The organism is Brenneria izadpanahii, assembly GCF_017569925.1.
GTDB lineage: Bacteria > Pseudomonadota > Gammaproteobacteria > Enterobacterales > Enterobacteriaceae > Brenneria > Brenneria izadpanahii.
In genome coordinates this window covers 602,434-629,033 of record NZ_CP050854.1, presented here as the reverse complement: position 1 = coordinate 629,033, position 26,600 = coordinate 602,434, and the positions used below count along the sequence as shown (strand labels likewise).

Below are 26,600 nucleotides of genomic sequence, written 5' to 3'. Positions count from 1 at the left end.
TCCTTACGCAATATTCAAAGCATAAGGGAAGCATAACAGCGTCGTCCGCGAGAAGAAAACCGCAAGCAGCGGCGCGGCTGAAAAGGCCATTAAGCCGAACGCGCTGTCCGCCTCTTTTTAGCCGGGATATGAAAGCTGCAATCAGGAAGGCGCATGGATGGAAATGGATGGAAATATAATGCCTCCGCTATAGGGAGGCATTATAGACCGGCAACGATCGGCTACATTTGAAAAATAGCCGCCTGCCAGGGCTGCATTTTCAGGTGACTTTCGCCCGGCTCGGCCGCCAGTTCACTACGGTTGCTTATTAACGTTTTGACAATCTTTTTGCCGTTAGGAATATCCCATTCGACATTATCATGAGTGAAATTAATCACGACCAGATATTGTTGATCGCCCAGCGTGCGGGTATAGGCGAATATTTTATTATGCTGCGGGTCAAGATCGTTATATTCGCCGTAGATTAATGCCGGGGTCTGACGCCTTAATGCGATCAGTTCCCGGTGATAGCTATATACCGAATCCTGCGCGTTAATCTGCGAATCGGCATTAATTTGGCTATAGTTCGGATTAACGGCCAGCCACGGAGTTCCTGTCGTAAAGCCGCCATTGGTCGCCGTACTCCACTGCATCGGAGTTCTGGCGTTGTCGCGGCTGGTCTGGCGTATATGTTCAAGGAACTCATCGGCCGGCACTTTCCCGCTTTCAACCAGCACCTTCCACAGTCCGCGCACTTCGACATCCTCGAAGTCCTTCACCGTTTTGAAAGGATAGTTGGTCATGCCCAGTTCATCGCCCTGATATAAGAAAGGCGTTGCCCGTTGGGTTAGCATCATCGTTGCCAGCGCCTTGGCGGATAACGCGCGCCATTGATCGCTGTCGTCGCCAAAATGCGAGACGGCGCGCGGATTATCGTGGTTACTCAAAAAGCTGGTATTCCATCCCAAACGTCCTGAGCGATCGATTTTTTGATACGCCTCTTTCAGTTCAGGCAGCGTCCATGAGGTCTTGCGCCAGTTGTCACGATCGAGCCGGACGACATCGAAGTGAAACAGCATATTGAGCTCATTGCGGCTAGCGTTGATGAATTTCGGCGTATCTTCAAACGTCACGCCAAAGGCTTCGCCCACCGTCATGGTATCGTAGCGGGACAGCACTTCCCGGTTCATTTCCTGCAAATACTCATGAATGCGCGGCCCATGAGCAAAGACTAATTCCGGGTGATCTAATTCGTTCGGGCGTAAGTCAGGCAGGCCGTCCTGTTTGGAAATAAAGGGGATCACATCCATACGAAAGCCTGAAACGCCTTTATCCAGCCAGAAGCGCATAATATCGTACACTTCATTCCGTACTTTCTTGTTTTCCCAATTTAAATCCGGCTGTTTTTCCGCAAAATAGTGCAGATAATATTGCCCTGTCGCGTCATCCTTTTTCCAGGCCGAACCGCCGAAGAATGAGGGATAATTATTCGGCGCTTTGCCATCGCGGCCATCCCGCCAGATATAGTAATCGCGATACGGATTATCTTTCGATTTTATACTCTCTTTAAACCATTGATGTTCGTCGCTGGTATGATTCACCACCAGATCGATAATCAAGCGCATATCGCGGCGTTTAATTTCGCTCAACATGCGATCGAAATCTTCCATGGTGCCGAATTCGGTCATCACTTTCCGATAATCGCGGATATCATAGCCGTTATCCGCATTGGGCGAATCAAAGTGCGGGCTCAGCCAAATAACGTCAACGCCAAGATTTTTTAGATAATCCAGCTTCTCGGTAATACCGTTGAGATCGCCGATACCGTCGCCATTGCTGTCGTTAAAAGAGCGCGGATATATTTGATAAACGACGGCCTCTTTCCACCACTTTGCGTCATTTTCCGTAGAGATTGCCTGGGCGGACACCGTGACGCCGGCTAATGCTACGATCGCCGCCAGCGTACTGATATGCATGTTGGCCATGTTAATACCTCATCTGTGAAGACGTTCCATTCATCAAGTCAATGCCCAAGCTGAAACGTTACAGCTCAGTTTTAGCGGAGCAGTCAGCTTAGAACTGTGAGCTGGTTAACATCTAATGGGATACGTCGGACTTTATTTCATAAGGATACTCATAATAAATAACGGTGATTTACTTTATTGCGTTTCCTTAGCGTCGCGGATAATTAAAAAAGACGAATACCTTTATCGGCCATTAAAAATGGCCTGACAGAAAAATGGTGAATGTTTAATTCTAAAAACCAAATAGATGATATTGAATAAAGTAAAATATCATTTCTGACGATATACCGTGAATTTTTGATTAAGGACAGGGAATTGCATTCCCTTAAAGCTAAAATCCCACCTAGGAAAGGTATAATCCAGCCTAAAGAAATCAGCGATGTTTTTGTGCAAAAAAGGCGCTAAAGCAGTCCACAATCAATAAGTTGTTTACTTGCCATTTATGAATCATATTTGTACGCCGCCCAATATTTATCCCCGTAATTATCGCGCCTGGCGAATTAATCCTCCGTGACGCCATCACAATAGAATGAAATAATTAGCCAGTGAATAACTGACTATATAATTATTTCCATATTTACAACGTAATGATCATTTACGGGGCAAGTTTCGCCATTACAAAAACCGGCCTACTGGCCGGCGCATTAGTTGTCTGGTCGCTACGCCATAAAATAAATCATAAAAACGACGGCAAGACCCGGCACGAATTACTCCACGCGCAAATAAAAAGAATTGTTAACTAAGAAATAATTAGAGGTCAATATGAAAACTCGGTTAAAAAAACAGAAGGCGGATCGTCTCCCCTTGGTAAAAGAAGAGGACTCCAGATATTCGCTGTCCCGGCGTAAATTTATTATGTATGGCGGATGCGTCGCCGGTTCGATGGCGCTTGTCGGCGCGAATAAGGCCATCGCGGCCGACAGCGCGGGTAAAGCCGCGCCAACCCAATGCCCTCCCGGCGTGATCGCCGCATCTTGTGAAGCCCCCAATAAACAACTGGCGCCGGAGGCGAATCCCGCCGCGCCGCAAACCGTTACCATCAAGCCGAACAAGGGTGAAAATATCGTATCGGAATACCCCTTCAACGGCAGCATGCTCTATGGCGCGATGGTCAGTAACCTGCATGAATTTGATACCGGCAGCCTGTTCGCTCATCAGGATAACGCCGATATCATATTGACCAACCTGGGCCCGCAGCCTGTTTTTGTTTCCGCTACAGCCGATGTCAATAACGATCTGCACGATGATTCCCCGCTACGGCGCGCAATTCCTCCGCTCCAGAGCGTGATTATCCGAGCCGGAACCGTGATCGCCAGCGCGGATGCCTCCGCCAATGGTCTGGTCTCGCTGATGCAGGTTCGCAGCACGCGTAACGTTGAAACGGATGTATTCTCTCAAGAAACCAAATGGGCCAAATACGGTTTCCCCGCCGGGATGCCCGCGCTGCCGCTCTGGATATCCAGCCAGCTCCACCTGGCGCATCAGATTCAGGTCAACCCGTGGCACCTGGTCGGCCTGCCCGCCCCCGCCGGCAGCAAAGCCTTGCCCTATGAGCTATACGTCAACCTTTGGTGGCTGCCGGCAGGCTCCGACGCCGGTATCCATGCGGCGCACGGCAGTAATTTCCTCGAAGTGCATACGCAGCTGATTGGTTTTGGCCGTATGCAGAAATATACCAATATGGCCAAAGCCCGCGAGGCCATTGCCGGTAAACGCGTTATCCAGCCGGAAGGCGGCATGTTCTCGCCTTTTGATACCGGAAAAGCCTTCCCGGAAATGTACGAGGAATTCAGGCTGGCGCCCGGCAATACTCACCTGCCGATGCCGTTGGTCAAAGATTACGACGCCTGGAAAGGCGAGTCAGATATCTGCAAAAACGCCAGCATGGACAATCCCTGCTTCCATTACCCGCCGCATCAATATTACGCAGACACCGATAGCGTTTGGATTGCCTTTGAATTCCATCGTTCAGTAGACAAAAGCTAACCGACCACAAGGACAGTGTAATAATGAATAACAGAGAACTTCCTAAAGAATGGCGGGCTTATAATACTTACGATTATGTGCCGGTGGAGGAATGGTCCGTTGGCGATGATATCGAGCTGTATTCGGTAAACTGGGATGGCAAGCCCCACTCCCCCAAAGGATTCGATACAGACTGGACCATCTACATTAACGCCAAAGCCAAAACAAAGTCCGGTACGGAAAAGAACGAACGCGATGTGTACCTTATTCTGCAAGTCACATCCTGCGAAAAAGATGCTTTCAGAGTCCGTTTCTCCCCTTCCGCCGCCTCAATAGAGGATTATCCGGACAAGGTCTATGGCCCGGTAGTGGCCGAACGCCTGAGCCGCATTCGTCAGCACGAACAGGCGGCAGGCTACAAACCGATCCTGCGCTGGAACCGCAACGGCGTCGCAATCCAACTGCGTACCATACAAATCCAGTTTGTCAGGGCCGAAGATGACTCGCTGGCGATACAGATTAGGCGTCTGGCCGATGGCGCGGTCACCGATATTTCATCCGGCCCGTTGTTCCATGCCAGACCCGGCGTCGGCACTGTGGCGAATATGAGGCGCAAGGCGGAGTCGGCGACGCACTATTTTGGTCTGGGAGAAATTCTTAACTACAACCTGACCGGCAAACACAATCCGGAGGCCGGCGCCGCCAAAGAGGCGTGCTACGGTTACCACGGATTCTCCCGGCTTGATCACAACGGCACGCAGGTCACCTGCTACAACTACGACAACCTTTGGTACAACCAGCCCGAAGTTTTTCCGCATAGCGTTTCTTATCAGGACGCCTTCAAAGCCGCGGCCAATATCCCGCAGTACCTCAATGCGCCGTTTTATATCGAACGCGCCAGCATTAGCGGACGCCAGCAGTTTTTGGGGGTATTCCTTGATAACACCGGACAAAGTTATTTTTCCTTCAAAAACCCCTCCCGCGATAAAACGGCGGTTGAAGCCGGCGTGCAACAGGGGGAGTTCGACTGCCATTATATGTTCGCAGAACAAGCGGCCGGCGTACTGGACGCCTTTACCTATCTGATGGGGAAAGGCGGCCTCGGCGCGGAGGCGCAAACCGGCCCGGCGCTTAACGATCGGGCCGCCATGCCGCCCAAGTACATTTTTGGCTATTTTCAGGCTAAATACGGGTTTCCCGGACTGCTGCGGCCAAAAGGGGAAAAAGATCCGCTAAAAGTCTATGTCGAGGATATCGTCGAAGGCTATCGGCAGGCGAATATCCCGATAGAAGGCTTAGGGATTGATATCGACGTTCAGGAAGATAAGAAAGTCTTTACCATCAAGGATAGCTTTTGGTCCGGCGGAAAGGTGGATGAAGGAGTATCGGTTTTCGATTGGGCGGCGCAGTTCAACCTGCAATGCCAAACCAATATCACGCCGTTTATCCGCGCCGATAAGGTGGCCTACCACCCCGGAGACCAGACGAAAAAACAGTATGAAACCGCGCAGGGTCTTATCCGCAACGGTTACTGCGTGCAGAACGAGGGAGAGGCCAATATTCCCAAATTCCGCGGCCCGCAGAACGAAAGTCATTATCCGGGTCTGACCTATACCCGAATCGGCGAGGTCAATTACCCCGATCAAAACGTGCTGGTTCTCGACTACGGCGTCAACGCGCAGACCGCGGAACGCGATATGATCGGGGCGGTGGTCGCGGATTACGGCAACCCGGATGCCGCCCGTTTCTGGGGCGATCAATACGCCTATCTGCTGAAAAACGGGCTTGGGTTTGTCTGGCAGGATATGACGGTTCCCGATGCGATGCCGCACGTCGAAGATGGGAAAAACTTCGCCGATACGGAATCGCCGCGCAACCAGTTCGGCTGGTCGCTGACCGGCGAAGCGCCGGACGATGACAGAAGGCGCACCAATACCTTCAACTGGCGCAGCTATCACGGCCAACTGCATCTGACCGATCCCCGCTTTGGCGACGGCCGCAAAACGCCGTTTGTCGAGTTGCGGAATTTTCATGCCTATATGCTGGCGAAATCCACCTATGAGTATGGGCTGACCGCTCACGAAGAATTACTGAAAGGCTATAAGCGCAGCTACGTTATCTGCCGCAGCGGCTATCCGGGGCTACAGCACTATGCAGGGCATTGGGTCGGCGATAATGCCTCGACCTGGCACCATCTTCAGGCGACGATCCCGATGTTGCTTAACCTGGGCATGTCGGGACTGCCGATTACCGGAACCGACGTCGGCGGCTTTGCGCCCGGTGAAGCGCCGGAGGATCCCGGCAGCACATTATTCAACGATAACCGCAACCGCAATCACAACCCGATGGTTTACGACCGGCTGGTTCTGGGCGCCGAGGACGTTGATATCGGCGCCATTTGTGAACAGGAGCTAATGACGCGCTGGGTGCAGGCCGCCTGTTTGCTGCCGTGGATGCGCAACCACTATGATGCGATGAAACCGTATCAGGAAATTTATCACTATACGGCAGCGGCGGCGGGAAGCCGTACCTTCTGCGACATCATGGCCGCCTTTATCAGCTTCAGGGTGCGCTGGCATCATCTGCTGTATGACGCGATGTATCAGAATACGCAAACCGGCTCCCCGATTATCAAGGCCATGTGCCTATGGGAAGGGGATGACGAGGTATTCAGCGAAAACAACCGCGATATTCTGGCGACGCAGTTCTTTATCGAACGCTCGGTGCTGGTCGCGCCGATCCTGACGCGCAGCTTCAATGGCGGCGGCGCCGCTTACGCGGTGGAAAAAGAGATCTATTTTCCCAAGGATGCATCGGGGCAGGCCATCAACTGGTACAGATATAACGTGCTGGAAGATACGCTGGATATCGATCGTCCCATTACGGGAGGAAAGCGGGTCAAGGTAAGCGCCGATATTACCGAACTGCCGCTGTTTATTCGCGAAGGCGCGATTATTCCCGAACGGCATAGCCGGTCAGACCTGAAAGCGCCTTTCAAAAATATTCAGGTGTTGGATAAATTTGCGCAGCCGCTGGTGCTGGCTGTCTACCCGCTTGGAAAACAAACCGCAGGCGATCACCAGCTATACTGGGATGACGGCGGCGTGACGCGTTCGGCGGAGCGGGACGGTAAGTTTTCCGTTATCGATATTCATCAGGAGCGCCGACACTCGGCGGCTGAGGGTGAATTACAGGTTATCAGCGTTACCCCGCGAAAATACGATTATCCGTTGCACGAATTTATCTATTTCCGCATCCGGTCAACCCGGCGATCCGTGCGCCGTATCGCTATCGGCGCATCCAGGGTGGACGATATGATGGATTCGACGGATAAACTGTTTTTGCATCAGGGCGAAGCGGCCTATGTTGATGATAACGGCAGCATCTGGATAAAAGCCCGTACCGGTAAACTATCCTCCGAAGCCCCGTTGATCGTCAGCATTGCGCTGTAGCCGATTGATCACCGGCGGGGGAAGCGGCGGAGAAGCAAGGATGTGATGCTTTCCGCCATTTTTGAGGAAAAGTCATCGTCCGCCCTGCCCCCATAACGTATAAAACCCCCGTCGAAAAAGGCGGGGGTTTTAGTTTAGCAAGTTTAACCGCTCAGCGGATATTGGCTGTTAACGTCTTTAAGCAATGCTCATACCGGCATCGAAGCCTTCTCTGGCCGCAACCAGCGCATTACTGGTTTTCACCGCGCCGCCGATGACGATGGTGTTATCAACGACATCATCCAACTTGCCGACCAGATCATTGACCGGACGGTAGCCCAGCGCAATGACCACGGTATCGGCATCCACGGAGAAATGGCCCTCGGCATTTTCCAGATCGACCTGATTCTCGCGGATTTCGCACAGTTTGGTATTGAGGTACCGCTTCACGTCATACTCGTCCAGTATAGCCATCAGATGACGCTTGCTGACGCCATCCAGCTCCTGCAGCACGCGATCGCGCATTTCAACGATGGTGACCTCTTTTTGCTGCATAGCCAGGTGCGCCGCGGTTTCGCCGCCCACTTCGCCGCCGCCGGCAATAACGACGCGCTTACCGGTCGTGACGTTGCCCAGCAGAACATCCTCGGCCAATACAACGTGAGACTGCTTGATCCCTTTAATCGGCGGAATGGACGGTGTCCCGCCGGTGGCGATAATAACGGTATCCGGGCGGTCTTTCTCAACCAGCTCTTTAGTCAGCTCGGTGTTTAGACGGATATCAACCTTCAGTTTATCCAGTTCACGCACCAGCCAGGCGGTATAGGTCGCCAGCTCGCCTTTACCCGGCGGGAATGCGGCGGAACGGAACTGCCCGCCCAGATGGGCGTTTTTTTCAAACAAGGTAACGTGATGGCCACGCACCGCCGCAATCCGCGCCGCTTCCAGCCCGGCGGGACCGCCGCCTGCGATATAAACGCGTTTAGGCGTTTCGACCTTGCTGTAGTCCACTTCGCCTTCGCGGCCAAGGGAAGGGTTCACCAGGCAGGTGAACGGCACGCCAAGCGGCAGGCTGGCAAGACAGCCCTGCATACAACCCAGGCAATAACGGATAGACGCCGTATCCCCTTCTTTGGCTTTTTTCGGCAGGTATGGGTCGGCCAGCGAGCCGCGGCCCATCGCGATAAAGTCGGCTTTACCCATCGCCAGAATGTTGTCCGCCATGCGCGGATCGTTGATTCGGTTGACGGCGATAATCGGAATGTTGACCATCTTTTTCAGCTCTTCGCAGAAAGAGACCGCCCAGGCGTGGCCGACATACATCGGCGGTACGGTACAGGATTTACTGTGCTCGCCGTACACGCCCATGGTGATGTGCAGAGCATCTACGCCCCAATCTTCAAAGATTTGCGCCAGTACGCGGGTTTCGGAAATATCGCGGCCGCCGACAAAACCTTCGTCAGCGGAAATACGAATAGTGACGGGATAATCATCGCCAACCGCCAGACGTACCGTCTGATAAATTTCTTTTAAAAATTGAATTCGGCCATCCAGGCTACCGCCATATTTATCCGTTCTTTTATTCGCATAAGGCGATAAGAATTCCGCAATTAAATAACCGTGACCGGCATGAATTTCCACCCCGTCAAAGCCAGCTTTTTTTACCCGCAGAGCGCAATCGCCAAAATCTTTTACCAACTGCTGAATTTCAACTTCCGTTAACTCTTTGGGCATTTCCTGCAATGCCGGGCAGGGAATGGCCGAAGGCGCAACGGGCTGCACACCACCATTAACTAAATGGGAAGTTTGACGGCCGGCATGATAAATCTGTGCGAAAATCTTGCTATCGTATTGATGAATGGTATCCGTTAATTTTTTATGACCGGGGATTTGTTCATCTCGCCAAAGACCGCCAATATGTTCACACCCCATACCGTGCTCATTGACAGCATAGTTCTCCGTAATAATCAGTCCCCATCCTCCTTTTGCTTTCTCTTCATGATAGGCGATGTAACGATCGGTTGCCGTGCCGTCTACATTACAGAGGTCAGTGACCATCGCGGGAACAACGAGTCGATTTGGAATAATACATTGGTTAATCTTTTCGGGTTGAAACAATTTCTTAAACATATTTTTCATGTGTCCTGATAACGAATATGAAATATATCATTCGAACAATATTATTAATGGCACTTCCAGATATGCCGTCCTCGCCGTTATTATAGTGACCAATAGTTCTCATATCGAACATATATATAAGGAAACATCCCAATCAATGATCTCCCGTAAGTTACTCGCTAAATAAATGGCATTGACAATCCCGGCAAAACCATTTATTTACCTATTATTATAACAATACGATCACATACATATATTCAATTTTACAGTCATAGAAATATCGTTATCCCAAAGAAATAAAATAGAATAATAATCAGTTGCCGACGCAGCAGAAAATATATTAAGAATCATTTTCTAATGCGAATGAGATAAGTTACAAATAGGGAGATTGGGCCGCCCGAATCGGGCAAACGCTGCCAGGCCGCATGGAAATAGCGGCCCAGGGGCGCATAAAAAGCTGACTAAAAGACAGTCGCGCCGGGGAGCGGAGAAACCCCCGGCGACGAATTTAATCCAGATCCGCGCCGTTACTGGCAATTACCTTCTTATACCACCAGAACGACTTCTTACGTTTACGCGCCAGCGTTCCGTTCCCGGCGTCATCGCGGTCAACATAGACCAAACCGTAGCGTTTGCTCATCTCGCCGGTGGAAGCGGAAACCAGATCGATACAACCCCAGGTGGTGTAACCCAGCACCGGAATGCCATCTTCTATGGCCTCGCCCATCGCGCGGATATGTTCGCGCAGATAGCTGATGCGGTAATCATCGATAATTTCGCCGTCGGCGTTGATTTCATCATGCGCGCCGAGGCCGTTTTCAACTAAAAACAGCGGTTTCTGGTAGCGGTCATACATCATATTCATGGTGATGCGCAGCCCCAGCGGATCGATGCCCCACCCCCATTCGCTTACCGCAATGTGCGGATTACGCAGCGACTTAACGATGTTCGCCGCGCTGGTATTGTGGGCGTTCATGTCAGCCGACGCGCAGCGCGAGGCGTAATAGCTGAACGAGACGAAATCGACGGTGTTTTTCAGGATCTCATCATCCCCCGGCATCTGCTCAATACTGATGCCTTTTTCGCGGAACGCGCGGGCGGAATAGGACGGATAAGCGCCCCGCGCCTGCACATCAATAAAGAACAGGTTTTCGCGATCCTTTTCCAGCGCCGCCCACACATCTTCCGGCTTGCAGGAGTATGGATAGAAGTTCCCGCCGGCCAGCATACAGCCGACCTGGTTTTGCGGGTTCACCTGGTGGGCGATTTGGGTCGCCAGCGCGCTGGCGATCAGCTCATGATGCGCGGCCTGGTATTTCACCTGCTCTTGATTCTCCCCTTCTTCAAACACCAGCCCCGCGCCGGAGAACGGACTATGCAGCATGATGTTGATCTCATTGAAGGTGAGCCAATATTTCACCAGTCCGTCAAACGCTTCAAAGCAGGTGCGCGCATAGCGGGTGAAAAAATCCACCATTTTGCGGTTACGCCAGGATCCATACTCAATGACCAGATGCATCGGCACATCAAAATGACATAGCGTCACCAGCGGTTCGATGTGGTATTTCCTGCACTCTTCGAATACCGCGCGATAAAAGGCGATGCCCTCTTCGTTGGGCGTCGGCTCGTCGCCGTTCGGGTAGATCCGGCTCCAGGCGATGGAGGTACGGAACACCGTGAAGCCCATTTCCGCCATCAACGCGATATCCTCTTTGTAGCGATGATAAAAATCGATCGCCTGATGGCTTGGATAAAATTCATCGTCGCGCAGCGTAAAGCGCTTCTCCAGCCCCAGTTTTACCGGCAGACGGTTCTCCCCGTGCGGGATCATATCCACCGTTGCCGGGCCTTTCCCTCCCTCGCGCCAGGCCCCTTCGGACTGGTTGGCGGCCAGGGCTCCACCCCATAAAAATCCTTGCGGAAATGCAGACATGCGATACCTCGTTGTATGTCAAATCAGGCGCTTGCTTGTTTAATCGTATTCGGTTGCGCGGCCTGTGGCGCGCTGGTTTTCGCGCTCTCTTCCTCCACGGGAAGATCGTCAAAACCGAGCAGCAGGGTCAGAACAAACGACAACACCACCGCCAGCGCCATCACGCCAAAGACCCACACGATGGTCATAGGGTTGGCCGGATCAAAGAACTGTACGCTGGTAAACAGGCCAGGCGCCGCCATCGAATGGCTGGCAAGACCGGCGATCCCCGCAACGGCGCCGCAGACAAACCCGCTGATCAGGCTGGCGATAAGCGGACGTTTCAGCCGCACCGCCACACCGTAGAGCGCAGGTTCGGAGATCCCGGCCATAATGGCGGACGCCGCTGCCGCCAGCGCCGTCTGGCGCAGTTCCGGGTTTTTCGTCTTCCACGCCACCGCCAGTGAAGAGCCGCCGAGCGACAAGTTGGCGCCGATTTCGGACGGCATCACCATCCCTTCTTTGCCGGTTTCGGCGATGGTCTGAATGATGGTCGGCGTAAATACGCGGTGCATGCCGGTCATCACCAGCAGCGGCCACAGCGCCCCCATGATGGCGACGGACAGCCAGCCCAGATAGCCATGAATGGTGTACACCAGGGCGGAGATGGCGCTACCGATCCAAATGCCGATCGGGCCAATCAGCAGGATGGCGAGCGGGGCCGCGATCAGCACGATCAGCATCGGTTTAAGGAAGTTTTTCGTCACCGCCGGGGTGATGCGATCGACCCAGCGCTCGATATATGACAGGCACCAGGTCATAACCAACGCCGGGATAACGGTGTAGGTGTATTTCACCGCAGTGACCGGGACCAGGGCGAACTCAACATGTTCGCCCTGCGCGGCTTTAGCCATTAGATCGATAAAACTCGGGTGGACCAGCACGCCCGCAATGGCGATAGCCAGCGACATATTGGTTTTGAATTTCACCGCCGCCGATGCCGCCACCATCAGCGGCAGGAAGAAGAACGCGCCGTCGCCGATGATGGTGAGAATGGTCAGCGTCGAGGAGCCTTTATCCAGCAGGCCGGTCATCTCAAGGATCATCGCCAGCAGTTTGAGCATCGATCCGCCGATAATCGCCGGGATCAGCGGCGACATGGTGCCGATCAACGCGTCAAGGATCCCGGAACCGATGCGTTTCAGCGTTATTTTCTGTTTGCCGGCCGGCTCGGCAGGCCGCATATCGCCAGGCAGCAGGCTGACCACTTCGCGAAACGCGTAGGAGACGGTATTGCCGATGATAACCTGACACTGATTTTCATTGCGCACTACGCCGAGCACGCCGCTGATGCTTTTCAGCGCGGCGCCGTCGATCTGCGTATCGTCTTTCAGCACGAAACGCAGACGCGTCATACAGTGAGTCACCGCAGAGATGTTATCAACGCCGCCCAGCGCGGTAACAACAGAGCGAGCTAGAGCCGCATAGTTCTTTGCCATCGCATTTTTATCCTTTTTATCAATAGGGTACACATTCACCGTTCGACGTTGAGCGCGGAAACGGGCTACGATGAAACGCCACATAGGAAACCGGTTTCACAAAATTATTGAGACTTTCATTAATTGATACAAGACCAAAAAACAACAATTTTTTATATTCGTGATAACGATCACTTAACGGAAGTTTCAAGCGGCGATTCCCTCTACGACAACCCCGCTACGGTGAAGTACACTGCGGTACATTGATATTGAATGGATTATCCACATGACCACGATGTTGGAGGTAGCGAAGCGGGCGGGCGTATCGAAAGCGACGGTTTCACGCGTGCTTTCGGGCAACGGCTACGTCAGTCAGGAAACCAAAGATCGCGTGTTTCAGGCGATTGAAGAGAGCGGCTATCGGCCTAATTTGCTGGCCCGAAATCTGGCGGTTAAAAAGACGCAGACGCTGGGGCTGGTGGTCACCAACACGTTGTATCATGGGGTCTATTTCAGCGAGTTGCTGTTTCACGCCGCCCGCATGACGGAAGACTTGGGGCGTCAATTGATTCTGGCGGATGGTAAACATAGCGCGGAAGAAGAGCGTTTAGCCATTCAGTATCTGCTCGATTTACGCTGCGACGCGATTATTATTTATCCGCGCTTTCTTAGCGTTGATGAAATGGATGAGATTATTCAAAACCATTCCCAACCTATTATGGTGCTTAATCGTCGGTTGCGGAAAAATAGCAGCCACTGCGTCTATTCCGATCATAAATTATCAAGTTTTACCGCCGTCTCGAAATTAATATCGCTGGGGCACCGCGATATTGCGTTTATTACCGGCTCAATGGATTCGCCTACCGGCGTCGAACGTCTTTCCGGCTATAAAGATGCGCTGACGCAGCATAACATTGCGGTTCGCGATGAATTAATCGTTAAGGGAAAATGGACGCCAGCCTGCGGTTCTGCCGGCGTCGCCGAATTATTATCCCGCGATGCGCGTTTTACCGCGCTGGTTGCCAGCAACGACGATATGGCGATTGGCGCGATTAAACAGCTACACGACAGCGGAATATCCGTTCCGCATCCGGTATCGGTTATTGGTTTTGATGATACCGCAGTGGCGCCTTATATTATTCCGTCTCTTTCGAGCGTCAGAATTCCGGTAACGGAAATGATTAAAGAAACCATTGACCGTTTAATCTTTATGCTCGACAGCGGGGAATTTAAATATCAACAAACTTTTGTTGGCGAACTAATACTACGCGATTCGCTGACGCCCGGACCGCACGCCCAAGCTTGATATCACCGCCGCCTGACTGTCCGGTTTCAGCATGATGCTGATATAGAAACATTTTATCGTCTTCACGAAACTTTCTGCTATGGCGTTGCTTTCCGGGCCGCGCACCGCTGTCATACCGGTTCAAGCCCCACCATCCGATACCCGCGCGGACACATCCATCATTGCCAACGCGGCGTCAGAAGATGACGCCGTGCAGTTGCCGTTAATCCCGCTGACGGCATCAGTACGTATAGGTCGCCATCAGCCCGACGGTTCGCCCCGGTGCGACCTGTGCGAAGTTCCCCGTCGAACCGTAAGAAAACCCATAAGTCCGGTAGTCCTTATCGGTCAAGTTCTGGGCATAGAGCGTCAATTCCAGGTTGTGCGTCGGGTTCCAGGCCAGTGCGGCATCGACCAGGGTATAGGCGTTCTGGCGCAACGTATTGGCGCTATCGAAGTAGTGTGCTCCCGTGCGGCGCACGCTCAGTTGCGGTCTCAACACCGTATCGCCCACGCGTACGCTGCCTTTGGCGGCCAGGGTCAAACCATACCGGGGCGCCATGGGTACGTCATTGCCCTTACAGCCGGTGCAGGCACTGGAATCCTCGAAACGGCGGAACGTGGCGTCATTGACGAAGCCGCCGGCGCTCAGCGTCCATTGCCGCGTCATGTCCCACTCGGTGTTGAACTCCACGCCCACGGAACGCGTGTCGCCGATATTTCGCAGCGTCTGGTTGCCCATGTCGCCATCGCCGTAGAGCTGGACGTCCTTGCTGTCCACCTGATAGACGGCCAGGCTGGCGCGCACATCGCCGCCGGTATAGCGCACGCCGGTCTCGTAGCTGATCGAACGCTCGCGGTCATAGCCGTTTGCGTCGTCCACGCTCGACGGCGCGAGGTTGTAGCCCAGCGGCTTGTAGCCCTGGGCTATGTTGACATAGCCGCGCCATTGCGGCGCGAACTGGTAGCCGGCCGCCGCGTGGCCCAGCCAGGTGTTCTGGCCGGCCGAAGCCTTGCCCTGGAAAGGCGTGCCCCTCTGTTCACCCTGGAAACGGGTGCGAGCCTCATCCCGTGAGAAACGCAGGCCGGTGGTGATATCAAGCTTGGGCGTTAGGTGCCAGGTCGAATCGCCGTAGGCCGCCAGGGATTCGCTGCGGTTGCTCGAACGGGAATCGACGACCCGGTAGAAGCTGGGCAGCACCCTATCAAACTGGTAGCCCCTGGACATATCCACTTCTTGCCGGTACAGGCCAAGCACGGCATCCCAGGCGCGGGACGGTTGCCCGCCCTCTTCGGTTCCGAGCGTCGATAGGCGCACCTCCTGGGTATTCTGTTTCCAGTGCTCCGAGAACTGCGGGAAGTAGGCATCCAACGGCCAACGGCGCGTAGTGTGGACGCGCTGGCTGCTGGCAACGACATTCAGGCGCCAGATGTCGAAGTCGTACTGCCCATTGGCGGCGACGCTGTTGGCACAGCGCCGCTGGTAATAATCGCGGTAGGCTTGCGGCAGATTTGGCAGGACATAGGCTCTGCGGGACTGGTAGTCGTCGAACAGGGTGTAGACTTCTTGATCCCCCGTCGCGCAGTCGCGTCCGGCCGATAGCCCCAGTTCCCAGGGGCTATCGCTCGGCGCCAGTCTCAGCTTGGCGCTGCCGGCGCGTGAGCGTACGCCGCCCAGGCGATCGCTGCCGATGACGTCGCTGCGCACATCGCCGTTGACGTCATTGCCCAGCAGCGACACCGAGCCGTACAACAGATCCGGCACCAGCGGGCCAGCCGCCTCGGCCTGCAACAGGTAGCCGTCTCGACTGGAGAGGCCGCCGCGCGCAGTGAATCGGGGAATATCGTCCGGCTTCTGCGTAACGATGTTGAGCACGCCGCCCTGTGCGCTCTTGCCGTACAGCGTGCCCTGCGGCCCCTTGAGCAATTCCACCTGCTCCACGCCCAGCAGCGACTGGGCGGCGAAGGTCGGCAACTGGGGCACGCCGTCCACATAGATCGTCAGGGCCGGGTTATAGAAGTCCTGCGCGGAGGTCACCCCGCGCAGGGTGATAATCGGGAACAGGAAAGTCGCGCTGTGCGACATGTACAGTTCGGGGAACACGCGGTCCAACTCCAGGGTGGAGGCCACCTGGGCATCGTCCAGATCCAGCCGGTCCGCCACGCTGGCGGCGCCGTTGAACCGTTCCAGCGTTTCATTGCGCTTGCTGCCCGTCACCACGATGGTCTGGAGCGTCTCCTGACTGTCCGGCTGCCGCTCCTGGCCCTGAGCGGCCGCCCCCCCGGCGGTGGCGGCGATAACCGCCAACGCGGAAGTCGTAAAATGTGGTCTGAAAACACTCATTGTCAAATTTCCTCCAATTGTTTTCTGTCAGTGACCCGCGTGCCAGTCCTTGGCGGCTTGCTGAGCCTGCCACATACGGGCATAGCGCCCCGCACGGGCCAACAGCTCGGCATGCCGGCCTTCTTCGAGCATCCGTCCGTCATCGATGACCAGGATCTGGTCGGCCGCGGCGATGGTGGAAAGCCGATGCGCGATGACGATCACCGTACGTTCGCGCACCAGCGCGTCGATGGCCGCCTGCACCGCCACCTCGCTTTCGGCGTCCAGCGCGGCGGTGGGTTCATCCAGGATCACGATCGGCGCATTCTTCAATATGGCGCGGGCGATGCTGATGCGCTGGCGTTCGCCGCCCGATAGCCGCCCGCCAATGTCGCCCACGCGGGTGGCATATCCCTCGGGCAGGCGGGTGATGAACTCATGGCAGTACGCGGCGCGGGCGGCGGCCTCGACCTCCTCGTCGCTGGCCTCTGGCCGAGCCATGCGGATATTGGCCAGGATGCTGTCGTCGAACAGGTACACGTCCTGGAACACCACCGAGATCAGCGCGTTTAGTTGCTCCGGCGCGATGGCGCGCACATCCACGCCGCCAATCGTGATCCGCCCGGCCTGGGGGTCGGCGTGACGCATCAGCAACCGCGTCACCGTCGTCTTGCCCGCTCCCGACGGGCCCACCAGCGCGGTCAGACTGCGGGCCGGCAGCGCCGCCGAAAAATCACGCAGCGTGAGCTGCCCGCTTCCCGAATAGGCGAAACTCACCCCGGTGAAGTTCACGTTGAAATCCACCGGCTCAATTGCCGACGCTTGCTGCGGCAACGGCTTGATCGCCAGCAGCGCGTCGATCTTGCCCAGCGCCGCTTCAACCAGGTCGATGAGCTTGGCGTACAGCACGAAGGTCGCCAGCGGCTCGCCAAAGCGAGCCACGATCGCCATCAGCGCCGCCAGGATGGCGATATCCAGCGTGCCTTGCACCACGAACAGCGCGCCCGCGAATACCACCAGCAGGATCGCCAACTCCATCACCGTGGCCAGGATCAGGTTCGGCTTGGCGCCTTTCTTCTGGCCGATGGTCTGGATGGCTTCCAGATGCGTGAAGCTCGACTGCAACGTCGCCGCCCGTTCGCCTACGCAGCAGGCGGCGCGCAGCACCGGCAACCCCTGGGTATATTCCAGAATGTCGCTGCTGGCGCGTTCGTTGGCATCGGCCAGCATGCGCATGCCGCGTCCATAGGCCGGGCGGCGCCAGCGGTACAACGGAATCAGCAGCGGGAACACCAGCAGCAGGATCAGCCCCATGCGCCAATCGAACCACAGTGCCGCCAGGGCCACCGCCACCGGCGTTATCAGGGCGACGGCCATCATGTTGGCGACGGTCAGGATGTAGCTCAGCGTCTCATCCACATTGCCCAGCAGCGTGGCGTTCACGCCACCGGCGCGCTTGTCTTGCAGCACCGCCAGCGGGATCCGCCGCAACTGCTCGCCCAGTTCGGTGCGCAGCTCGTGCGTGTTGCGCACCATGTCGCCACGGTAGTCGAAACCCTGCGCCCACCAGCGGATGGCGGTGCTCGCCAGCATCAGCGCCGTCATCGCCAGCAGCCAGGGCAATGCAGCCGGCCAATTCGCCGCCGGGATCAACGCCCGGAACAGCGGCATCAGGCACGCCAGCGCCAGGCCCTGCACGATGGCGGCAACCGCCAGGCCAATCAGACTGGCCCGCAATCGCGGCGCACGGCTGCGCGCGCTGATCATCAGTTGACGCCAAGTCTCTCGAATCGGGGTGATCGGTGGGGCGGATTGCGATGTACTCATGCCTGTTCTCCCGCCAGCGTCCAGTGCTGCGCTCGCTCGTAGCTGCGCCGCAGTCGGGCATAGACACCGCTTTGCGCCATCAACGCGTCATGGCGGCCGCTCTCGGCCAGACTTCCCTGGTCGAAGACCAGGATCTGGTCGGCATCGCGGATGGTCGAAAGCCGGTGCGCCACCATCAGCACCGTCTTGCCGCGCATCAGGTTGGAGAGCGCCGCCACCAGCGCCGCCTCGTTTTCGGGATCGGCGAAGGCGGTAGCCTCGTCCAGCACCAGGATCGGTCGGTTCTGCAGGATGGCTCGGGCGATGGTGATGCGCTGGCGTTGCCCGCCGGACAGGAAAACGCCCCGCTCGCCCGCGGGCGTGTCGTAACCCTGCGGCAGCGCCATGATGAAGTCGTGCGCCTGCGCCGCCCGGGCGGCATCGATCACCTCATCCATCGTCGACTCGGGCATTCCCAGGCGGATGTTGTTGGCAATGGAGTCGGCAAACAGAAAGGTGTCCTGGAACACGAAGGCCACCTGCCGCATCAACGTCTCTGGCAGCATCTCGCGCACGTCCACGCCGCCCACCCGGATACAGCCCGCACAGACATCCCAGAAACGCGGAATCAAACGCGCCGCCGTGGTCTTGCCCGCGCCCGAGGGGCCAACCAGCGCCGTCACGCTGCCCTGGGGCGCATCAAAACTCACGTCCCGCAACACCAACGCGCCATCAGGGGAGTAACGGAAATCGACATGCTCGAAGCGCACACTCGCGTCCTGTGGCGCCTTTGCGCCGGCGGCATCCACCACCGGCAGTTCCGGTTCGCCCATCACCTCATGAATCCGGTGAATGCTCATCTGCGTTTTCGCCACCAGATGCTTGAGCGACATCAGCGGCAGCAGCGACTCGGCCATGCCGGTGCCGACCAGCAGCACCGCCAGCCAGGTGGAAGCGGCCAGCGCGTCACGGCTGATCAGCCAACCGCCCAGCCACACCAACGCCGCCAGAGTGGGCAGCGGATTGAGGATGGCCATCGACAGGCGGGACGATACCCCCGCCATCCGATACCACTGCAGCACCACTTCCACGAATGCATCAAGTGCGCGCTGATAACGCTGGAACGTGGTCGTGCCGGTGTCGAAGGTGCGCACCACCGGCATCGCCTGCACATACTCCACCACCGCCTTGCTGACGTTTTCGCCGGCGACATGGTAGCGCCGCATCATTTCACCGCTGCCGCGCATCGCCAGCGACACCACGGCCATGCCCACCGCCAGCACCGCCGTGGCGGCCAGCGCCAGCCGCCAATCCAGCAGCCATAGCAGCACAAAGGTCAGCACCGGCGAGACATAGGCGCGGGCGTACAGCGGCGTACTGTCGGCCACGAACACGTGCAGCGCCTTCACGTCCTCCATCATCACCTTGGTCAGCGCGCCGGAACCGGTCTGCTGCACATAGCCCAAAGGCACCCGGGCCAGGTGCTCGGCCAGATCGGTGCGCAACCGCGTCTCCAGCCGGAAGGCGGCATAGTGCGACTGGTTGAATCCGGTCAGCCGCAGCACATAGGCCAGCACCGTCAGCGCCACGGCCGACAGCAGGGCCGGCCACGGCCATTGCCCTGGCGACGCCATCAATCCATGCACCGCCCAGGCCAGCGCGCATAAGGCTCCCAGCGCGGCTGCCGCCGCCAGCCCGGCCAATAGCATGGCGAACCGAATCTGGCCCTGCACGGGCCGCATAATGGACCAGACGCCGCTCGTGGCCTGAGAATCATGCTCACGCATGCTGTGCCGCCCCCTGTGCGTTGCTATCCAGGGAAGGCGCTTTGCGTTTGACCACCAGCGCCGCCGCGATGGCCGAAGCCGCCGCGAGCCCGAAACAGACGCCATAGCCCAAATGCTGCGACAGCCAGCCTCCGGCAACGCCGCCAGCGATGGCCAGCAAGGCATCAGCGCTCTGGAACAGCGTGAAGTCCAACCCGGCCTGTAGCGGCGAAGCAAGCCCCATCAATGCCGAATACAACGCGACCCAGACCAGGCCCAGCGTTGCTAACATCAGCCCGATCAGCATCATCAACACCGGCAGCGGCGCCGACGGCACGGCCAGCGTTAACGCAACCAACACGCACGCTTTAAGGCTCACGGCAATCCAGACCGCGCGCCAACCCGGCGCGCAGCGCGCCAGCACACCACCCAAGACCGCCCCCGTCAGCCCCGCTCCGATATGCAGCGAGCCGAACAACCAGCCCAACTGCTCAAGACTCATACCGCGATCGAGCAGAAACGGTCCGAACATGCCCAGCGTCAGGCGCACGCCGATACTTGATAACAACATCAGCAGCAAGCCGCTGCGCACCTCAGGGCGGCGCAGCGCGTGCAGCAGCCCGGGGCGGTGGCTGACGTCCGCCTGAGCCCGGTCGCGCAGTGGCTCGCGCAGCAGCAGCATCGGCACGCTCAACAGCAGCATCGCCAGGCTGGCCGACAGCAGCGCCCACGGCCAGCCGGCCAGCCCGGCCACCAGCAGGAAGCCGCCCGCGCCCAGCATCGCGCCGACATAGTTGCCGCCCACCTGCGCCACATTGCCCCAGCCGCGCTGTGGGCTCGCCAACTGCTCCACGGCGAAGCCATCGCTGGCCACATCGGTCGTCGCCGCCACCAGCGCCGCGAGCAGCAACCCACTCAGGATCCAGCCGGCATGATCGGCTAGGGAAAGATGCCCGAGCAACGCCGCCAGGCCCAAACCCAACAGGATCGCCGCGATCAGCCATTGCCCCGCCAGCACCAGGGTGCGCGAACGCCGTTCCAGCCGGCCGGCGGGCAGGCGCCATCTCTCCACGGCCGGCGCCCACAGAAAGCGAAGCCCCCAGGGCACCCACAGCAACGCGGTCAACCCCGCCACCTGCAACGAAGCACCCGCATCGCGCAGCAACGACGGCAGCGCCTGGGTGGTCAATGACGTGATGACGGTCTGGCTGATATAAATGCCTGCAATTGCGGGCAGCACCTGCCGCGCACTCAGGCGCGACGAAGCCAAGGAAGATATCGACATAGTAATCAGAGTCCACGGCCTGATACGGGCCTTTGTCATGTGCTATTTGCGGGTAAATCACCATTGCCGGCGCTTATTTTGTTCAATTGGCAACAATCTGGGTATATAGTGATATTGATTATCATTACGCCAACTGAAAAGCGGCGCTAACGGTTTACGGAAAAAATTTGATGTTTAGGGAAAAAAATTATGGCGGGGAGTTTGGACACCACATCCGACCAGCCAGCCCTTGACCCAAGCAAGCTTCAGGAAGAAGGGCTGGAAGGCGTTCATGAAGACTGGCGGCACGCCGTGCACATATACCAGCCTTGCGAAGGGCTATGCATCAGTTGCATCAACGGGCACCCTGGCGGCAAATGGGCGTTCCAGGCCGAAGGGCCTCCCGCCTTCAGCGTGAACATTCTTCTCGAAGGCCGCATGCAGGCAGCTTTCGATGATGGCGCCGTGCTCGATGCCCGGGCCGGTTCCGCCATACTGATGGCCACCGGCCAACATGCCACTGGCTGGGATGTACTCGACGGCAAATCCGATGGCGCCTTCCGCATGCTCAGCATCCACATGCCGCAAACCGCCATGGCCGGCCTGACCGGATTACAAATGGACGACCTGCGCAAACGCATCTGCACCGTCGCAGGCGACCAACCGCACATTGACGCTTTCCTGGGCGTGATGCCCGCCTCCAGTTGCCTGCAACGCGTGGCCTGCGATCTACTCGGCTTCGACTGCACCTATCCCGGCCCCTGCATCTCCCGCGACCTATACCTGCGCGCCAAGGCCTTCGAGGCCATCGCCTGCTTCCTGCGCGAAAACCTCTCACAGCAGCAGCTCAACTTGCCCGTGCCCGCCGACCGCCAGCGCCTGGTCAAAGCGCGAGTCCTGCTGGAGAAGCATTACGAACAGGACTGGAGCGTGCAATCCCTCGCACGGACCGTCGGCCTCAACGAAAAACGCCTGCAATCGGGCTTCCACGCCCTGTACGGCTGCTCCGTTCATGTGTGCCTGACACGCATACGCATCGACGCGGCTATCGCCCTATTGCGGCGCGGCGTCTCCGTGACGGAAACGGCCGCAACGGTTGGCTTTGCCCACCTTAGCCACTTCAGCCGCATATTCCGCAGCCACACCGGCATCTCGCCCAAGCAATGCGCCCTGGGCATCACCACCAGGCCGCAGCAACCACTCGCGGCCCCCTCCGGCCAACCGCACCAGCGCTAATCCTGCGTCTGAGGCCAAGCCACGGTGTGGCCGCGCCATGTTCCGCCTCCTCTCTCGCTTTGCCGCACAAAAACAAAAATCCTCGAAAAGTTAAATTTTTCCCGAAAACTGTTAGCGGGCTTGACAGTTTTTCGTAAAGATTGAATTTGGCTGGTAGTGGACTGCCGAGCCGCAAATGCTCCATAAAAACGCACACATTCTCTTCGTCATGAGGCAGTTGCATCACCGCAGGGACGCAGATCAAGTCTTGCGGGTCAGACCTACACAGTCACAGGCGAGAGGTAGATTTCGCTCATTAATGTAAATGCCTCTCATTATATTTCTAATTCGTATTCAGGGAAAAATTAGATGGCGTTCAAAAAAAACAGAGCTGGGGCGAATGAGGACATGCCACTTGCCAGCCGACGAGAACGACCTGGAAACACCTCGGCCGGATTAGGCAGGGAACGCTTGCGACCCAGCCAGATATGGCTGGCCATCATATTGGCGTTGACCGGGCAGCAAACGCTGGCCCAGCAAGCCCAATCCCCGTTCTCTCCTGAACAAGAAGAAAAAAAAACCCCTGCCGCCTCCGCCGCTACTCAGACCGATGACGCCGCACACGCTCTTGATGAAATAGAAGTGATCGGTATTGCCGAAGAAGAAAAGAAGACGATCGGTAATACCGCCGGGGCCAGCAAGGACGATGTCGAGCGGCGCAAAGCCAGCCATATGAGCGACCTGATCGACCAGATATCGGGCACCTCGGTGAACAGCCTTTATGCCCGGCCGGACGTCTCCGTCGGCGTGCAAGGCATTGCCGGGCATGGGCGCGTTTCTCAGTCGCTCGAAGGGATTAATCAGAATTTCCACGCTTTTACCAAAGATATCGGACAAACCGGCTCTATTTTCGTTGACCCCCAATTTTTGAAATCCATTGACGTAACCCGGGGGGTCAATACCAGCACCGGCGCGCTGGGGAGCCTGGGAGGAACGGTTGATTTCCGCTATCTGGACGTGGATGACATCCTGAGCCCCGGCAGAAGTTTTGGCGGAATGGTTCGCGGCTCCACCGGGTTCAGCAAATACGCTAACGGACAAAAACCCTCGGGTTCGGCTTTTCTGGCCAGCCGCACCGAGCGCTGGGATTTTATGCTGGGCGCATCCGACAGTGAGAACGACGCCTACAGCGTCGGCAGTCATTTCAATGAAGGGGATATGCTGCGCTATACCCATGCCAAGAATTTTGGGTTTTGGCTTAACGACGGAGCACAACAGCAATCACCGAACAACTGCCGCTATTCGGGAGTGCTGGGAATGTCGGGAGGATTTCAGGACGGCTTCCACAATTGCCAGTTTAACAAGCAGCAAGTGCAATGGCTGAAACAGGCTGCCAAATCAGGCGCGTTGACCGGTACCGAGAAAAAAAGCGATTCCCAAATGCTGAGAATACGTCACTACTTCAACGACGCCTATAACCAAAGTCTGGAACTGTTCGCTACCGCCGGCCATGCAAAATACCAGACCGATCAGGAGCCGGAGGTATGGGTGACGACGGATGGCGGAAATGCCTATTGGGGGAAGAAGATCTGGTCTGTCGGCGCGGAATTGGACAACCAGGTGATCAGTCTGAAATACAAGGGGGCCTTTTCCGATTGGGTCAACCCGGAAATGCAGTTTTATCACGAAAAGCAGGAACGAGAACAGCGCTGGACAGGTGTCCCAGGTTCATACGGCATGGGAGAACCCATGCATTATTTCGTCGAAAATGCATCGAACGGATTGAAGATCAGCAACGCCAGTCATTTCGATGCACCGAAGATAGGTCCTCTGCGGCTGGATACCGGGCTGGAATTACGGCGCACGGATAAAGAAGTCGACAGTCTGACCGAGGATCAGTGGTATCAAAAGCATCAGCAAAGCCAGGGGTACGATTATAAGGAGCTGGTATGGGATCCGGATTCCCGCAACGATACCCTGGCGCTGGCGCTGGCATTAAGCACCGAGGACAGCGGCCCATGGCAGGCCAGCGTTGGGGTTGGCTGGCAGCGCGTATCAATGGACGTCTATTCGCCGATGTTCGAGTCCGGGAATATCACCAAGGCGGGTACACTGCCAACTTACGGATCTCTTAGAAATCTTTATCGCAGCCAGGGGTATTCGTCCAGCGAGGCCCGGCAAATGGCTTTGGCTGCAGCATCGGAATATATCAAAGATTTTCATATCGATGATGATAGCGGTGACACTCGCTATATTTCTGACAACCAGAAGCATAACTACAACCTGAAGTCGGCCAATTTCGGGCTGCAATATACCCGGCCGGGTTCCGGTCTGACCACCTACGCCAGCATCGGCTACGGCGAGCGCGCGCCCACCAGCAATGAAATGTATATCAACGGCGTGTGGATGAGACAGGGCTTTACCGCCAACCCCGACCTAGAACCGGAAAAAAATATATCCCTGCAACTGGGCGCGAATTACCAGCGTGCCGGTTGGCTGGCGCGCGAAGATAAGATCGATGTGGGCGTCGGCTTCTACCGCAACCATATCCGTAATTATATTGGCTACGGCCCTATCGTAAGAAGTGGTGAGCCGCTTAACGAACAGGGCGGTACGCAGGTAGCCAACAGTTACGTCGCCAATGTCAATAATCTGGAGACTGTGATTCGCCAGGGGTTCGAGCTAAATCTGGCCTATCGCCAGCCGCTGTTCTATCTGCGCGGTAATTTGACCATTCCGCTACGCCACGACAACAAGATGTGCAGTTGGCAGTCGCCTAGCGGGCAAGCTTATTACAGGAGCACGGATACTGATGGCAACACCGTCTATACCCCGATGGGCAAGGGCAAACGCCTGTGCTATTCCGGCTGGAACTGGATGGAAACCAGCCTGATCGAGCCGATCCGCGGCAGCCTGACCGCCGCGCTGACGCCCTATGAGGGCAAACTGGAACTGGGCGCCACCGCGCATTTCCGCGGCAAACAGCGCGCCGCCTACTATTACGTCGATAGCGTTCAAAGCTCTGGCAGCGGCCATCCCAGCAATAGTTCTTCGGCCACGCTGCCGAATGAAAATGGCTGGATAGAGGCCTATCTCTGGCCCAGGGTGATCAAGCTGGATTTGTTCGCCAACTACCGTTTTAACGACCAGCTCAAGGTCGGCCTCTATCTGACCAACCTAACCGACCAGATGGAGGCGACGCCGACTACGCTGGGCTACAACTTCTATCCCGGCCGCACTCTGACGGCCAATCTGGAATACCGCTTTTAAGCATGCGCCGCTTCAGCCATCGGGGCTGAAGCAATTCTGGCCGGAGCGGCGACCGGCCACAGGAAACAGGAGAAGGCATTATGTCTTTGCAATCTGAAATCACCACGTGGCGGGACGCCTACGACGAAACCGGAATCGGCACCCATAACCCGGCCTATATCGGCTCCATTCTGGCAGTAAACGGCAACTACTACACCGGCAACGGAATCTACGACCCATCGGCAGCCGCGCCGACCTATGAAATCTACGATTTCAACTGGTACGCGGGCCAGGGTATCGATTCCAACACTTCGTTTGGCGGTAAATACCTATTGTATTCCGAATCCGGCTTCTCATGGGACACAACCTATAACTCGGCCATCGGGTCGTACTCGTTCGTGACCAACGGCAGCCTGGACAACCTGTATCTGGGCTACAACCCGACCAGCGATACCGGCGTAGCTCCGGCTGCATCCACCCTGACGACGTTCGATGCCTATGAGCCTTTGTTGGTGGTCAGCGGCTTCGATATCGCGGTGGATGCGGTGGCGTCCAGCGTCTTTGGCGTGGCCGACGGCAACAGCGCCATCAGCGTGAGCAACTCCACATTCAGCGGCATCCTGGCGAATGCGTCGCTGTACGACTCGGCCACGTTGAATTCCGCCGTGATCTATAGTCTGGCGTTCGACAACACCGACGTTTCGGCCTTCGAGTTCGTACTGGACAATTATCTGGGATCTCTGGGGTAGACATCGACACGGCGACCTGGGCGCAAATCGACACCG

At 56.6% G+C, this 26,600-nt stretch carries 14 protein-coding genes and 1 pseudogene; 6 read left to right on the top strand and 9 right to left on the bottom strand.

Annotation, left to right across the window (positions count from 1 at the left end):
- Window positions 1-221: 221 nt before the first annotated feature.
- On the bottom strand, window positions 222-1,964 hold the full coding sequence (locus HC231_RS02820; RefSeq protein WP_208229625.1) for a glycoside hydrolase family 13 protein: 1,743 nt from the start codon (window positions 1,962-1,964) through the stop codon (window positions 222-224).
- Between the two features lie 801 nt (window positions 1,965-2,765).
- Between HC231_RS02820 and HC231_RS02815 the strand changes: the two genes are divergently transcribed.
- Complete coding sequence (locus tag HC231_RS02815; protein ID WP_208229624.1) at window positions 2,766-3,989, top strand: hypothetical protein; 1,224 nt, start codon at window positions 2,766-2,768, stop codon at window positions 3,987-3,989.
- Between the two features lie 23 nt (window positions 3,990-4,012).
- Window positions 4,013-7,420, top strand: coding sequence for a TIM-barrel domain-containing protein (locus HC231_RS02810; protein ID WP_208229623.1), 3,408 nt, complete (start codon window positions 4,013-4,015; stop codon window positions 7,418-7,420).
- A gap of 177 nt (window positions 7,421-7,597) precedes the next feature.
- Here HC231_RS02810 and HC231_RS02805 read toward each other — a convergent pair whose 3' ends face one another.
- The 3 genes from HC231_RS02805 to ascF form a co-directional block, all read right to left on the bottom strand.
- Window positions 7,598-9,529 (bottom strand): oxidoreductase, encoded by a 1,932-nt coding sequence (locus tag HC231_RS02805; protein WP_208229622.1) that lies wholly within the window; start codon window positions 9,527-9,529, stop codon window positions 7,598-7,600.
- A 496-nt stretch (window positions 9,530-10,025) separates the two neighbouring features.
- Window positions 10,026-11,450 (bottom strand): 6-phospho-beta-glucosidase, encoded by a 1,425-nt coding sequence (locus HC231_RS02800; protein ID WP_208229621.1) that lies wholly within the window; start codon window positions 11,448-11,450, stop codon window positions 10,026-10,028.
- 23 nt (window positions 11,451-11,473) lie between these two features.
- Window positions 11,474-12,928, bottom strand: a complete 1,455-nt coding sequence (gene ascF / locus HC231_RS02795) for a PTS cellobiose/arbutin/salicin transporter subunit IIBC (RefSeq protein ID WP_208229620.1) — start codon at window positions 12,926-12,928, stop codon at window positions 11,474-11,476.
- 265 nt (window positions 12,929-13,193) lie between these two features.
- On the opposite strand from ascF, the gene HC231_RS02790 reads away from it, so the two are divergent.
- Window positions 13,194-14,213: a LacI family DNA-binding transcriptional regulator gene (locus HC231_RS02790; protein WP_208229619.1), complete on the top strand. Its 1,020-nt coding sequence runs from the start codon at window positions 13,194-13,196 to the stop codon at window positions 14,211-14,213.
- A 3-nt stretch (window positions 14,214-14,216) separates the two neighbouring features.
- On the opposite strand, the pseudogene HC231_RS24290 reads toward HC231_RS02790, so the two are convergent.
- The 5 genes and pseudogenes from HC231_RS24290 to HC231_RS02770 all read right to left on the bottom strand — a co-directional run.
- Window positions 14,217-14,350: pseudogene (locus HC231_RS24290) on the bottom strand (IS3 family transposase); the annotation flags it as partial.
- Between the two features lie 83 nt (window positions 14,351-14,433).
- Window positions 14,434-16,536 (bottom strand): TonB-dependent receptor, encoded by a 2,103-nt coding sequence (locus HC231_RS02785; RefSeq protein ID WP_208229618.1) that lies wholly within the window; start codon window positions 16,534-16,536, stop codon window positions 14,434-14,436.
- 27 nt (window positions 16,537-16,563) lie between these two features.
- Entirely contained in the window at window positions 16,564-18,342 is a 1,779-nt protein-coding gene (locus HC231_RS02780) for an ABC transporter ATP-binding protein (RefSeq protein WP_208229617.1), read from the bottom strand.
- The gene (locus HC231_RS02775; RefSeq protein ID WP_246494673.1) at window positions 18,339-20,108 is read right to left on the bottom strand and encodes an ABC transporter ATP-binding protein; all 1,770 of its coding nucleotides are present in this window, start codon (window positions 20,106-20,108) and stop codon (window positions 18,339-18,341) included. Before HC231_RS02775 ends, HC231_RS02780 begins: the two co-directional genes overlap by 4 nt.
- Window positions 20,101-21,372 (bottom strand): MFS transporter, encoded by a 1,272-nt coding sequence (locus HC231_RS02770; RefSeq protein ID WP_208229616.1) that lies wholly within the window; start codon window positions 21,370-21,372, stop codon window positions 20,101-20,103. Before HC231_RS02770 ends, HC231_RS02775 begins: the two co-directional genes overlap by 8 nt.
- Before the next feature lie 201 nt (window positions 21,373-21,573).
- Between HC231_RS02770 and HC231_RS02765 the strand changes: the two genes are divergently transcribed.
- The 3 genes from HC231_RS02765 (at window position 21,574) to HC231_RS02755 (ending at window position 26,564) form a co-directional block, all read left to right on the top strand.
- Window positions 21,574-22,587: a helix-turn-helix transcriptional regulator gene (locus HC231_RS02765; RefSeq protein WP_183096775.1), complete on the top strand. Its 1,014-nt coding sequence runs from the start codon at window positions 21,574-21,576 to the stop codon at window positions 22,585-22,587.
- A gap of 387 nt (window positions 22,588-22,974) precedes the next feature.
- Window positions 22,975-25,836, top strand: coding sequence for a TonB-dependent receptor domain-containing protein (locus tag HC231_RS02760; RefSeq protein ID WP_208229615.1), 2,862 nt, complete (start codon window positions 22,975-22,977; stop codon window positions 25,834-25,836).
- Between the two features lie 80 nt (window positions 25,837-25,916).
- A complete protein-coding gene (locus tag HC231_RS02755; RefSeq protein ID WP_208229614.1) occupies window positions 25,917-26,564 on the top strand; it encodes a hypothetical protein in 648 nt (215 codons plus the stop codon).
- Window positions 26,565-26,600 lie beyond the last annotated feature (36 nt).

Coding starts and splice junctions, on each gene's coding strand:
- HC231_RS02820 (WP_208229625.1), bottom strand. CDS start 1,964: ATGGCCAACATGCATATCAGTACGCTGGCGGCGATCGTAGCATTAGCC.
- HC231_RS02815 (WP_208229624.1), top strand. CDS start 2,766: ATGAAAACTCGGTTAAAAAAACAGAAGGCGGATCGTCTCCCCTTGGTA.
- HC231_RS02810 (WP_208229623.1), top strand. CDS start 4,013: ATGAATAACAGAGAACTTCCTAAAGAATGGCGGGCTTATAATACTTAC.
- HC231_RS02805 (WP_208229622.1), bottom strand. CDS start 9,529: ATGTTTAAGAAATTGTTTCAACCCGAAAAGATTAACCAATGTATTATT.
- HC231_RS02800 (WP_208229621.1), bottom strand. CDS start 11,450: ATGTCTGCATTTCCGCAAGGATTTTTATGGGGTGGAGCCCTGGCCGCC.
- ascF (WP_208229620.1), bottom strand. CDS start 12,928: ATGGCAAAGAACTATGCGGCTCTAGCTCGCTCTGTTGTTACCGCGCTG.
- HC231_RS02790 (WP_208229619.1), top strand. CDS start 13,194: ATGACCACGATGTTGGAGGTAGCGAAGCGGGCGGGCGTATCGAAAGCG.
- HC231_RS02785 (WP_208229618.1), bottom strand. CDS start 16,536: ATGAGTGTTTTCAGACCACATTTTACGACTTCCGCGTTGGCGGTTATC.
- HC231_RS02780 (WP_208229617.1), bottom strand. CDS start 18,342: ATGAGTACATCGCAATCCGCCCCACCGATCACCCCGATTCGAGAGACT.
- HC231_RS02775 (WP_246494673.1), bottom strand. CDS start 20,108: ATGCGTGAGCATGATTCTCAGGCCACGAGCGGCGTCTGGTCCATTATG.
- HC231_RS02770 (WP_208229616.1), bottom strand. CDS start 21,372: ATGTCGATATCTTCCTTGGCTTCGTCGCGCCTGAGTGCGCGGCAGGTG.
- HC231_RS02760 (WP_208229615.1), top strand. CDS start 22,975: ATGCCACTTGCCAGCCGACGAGAACGACCTGGAAACACCTCGGCCGGA.
- HC231_RS02755 (WP_208229614.1), top strand. CDS start 25,917: ATGTCTTTGCAATCTGAAATCACCACGTGGCGGGACGCCTACGACGAA.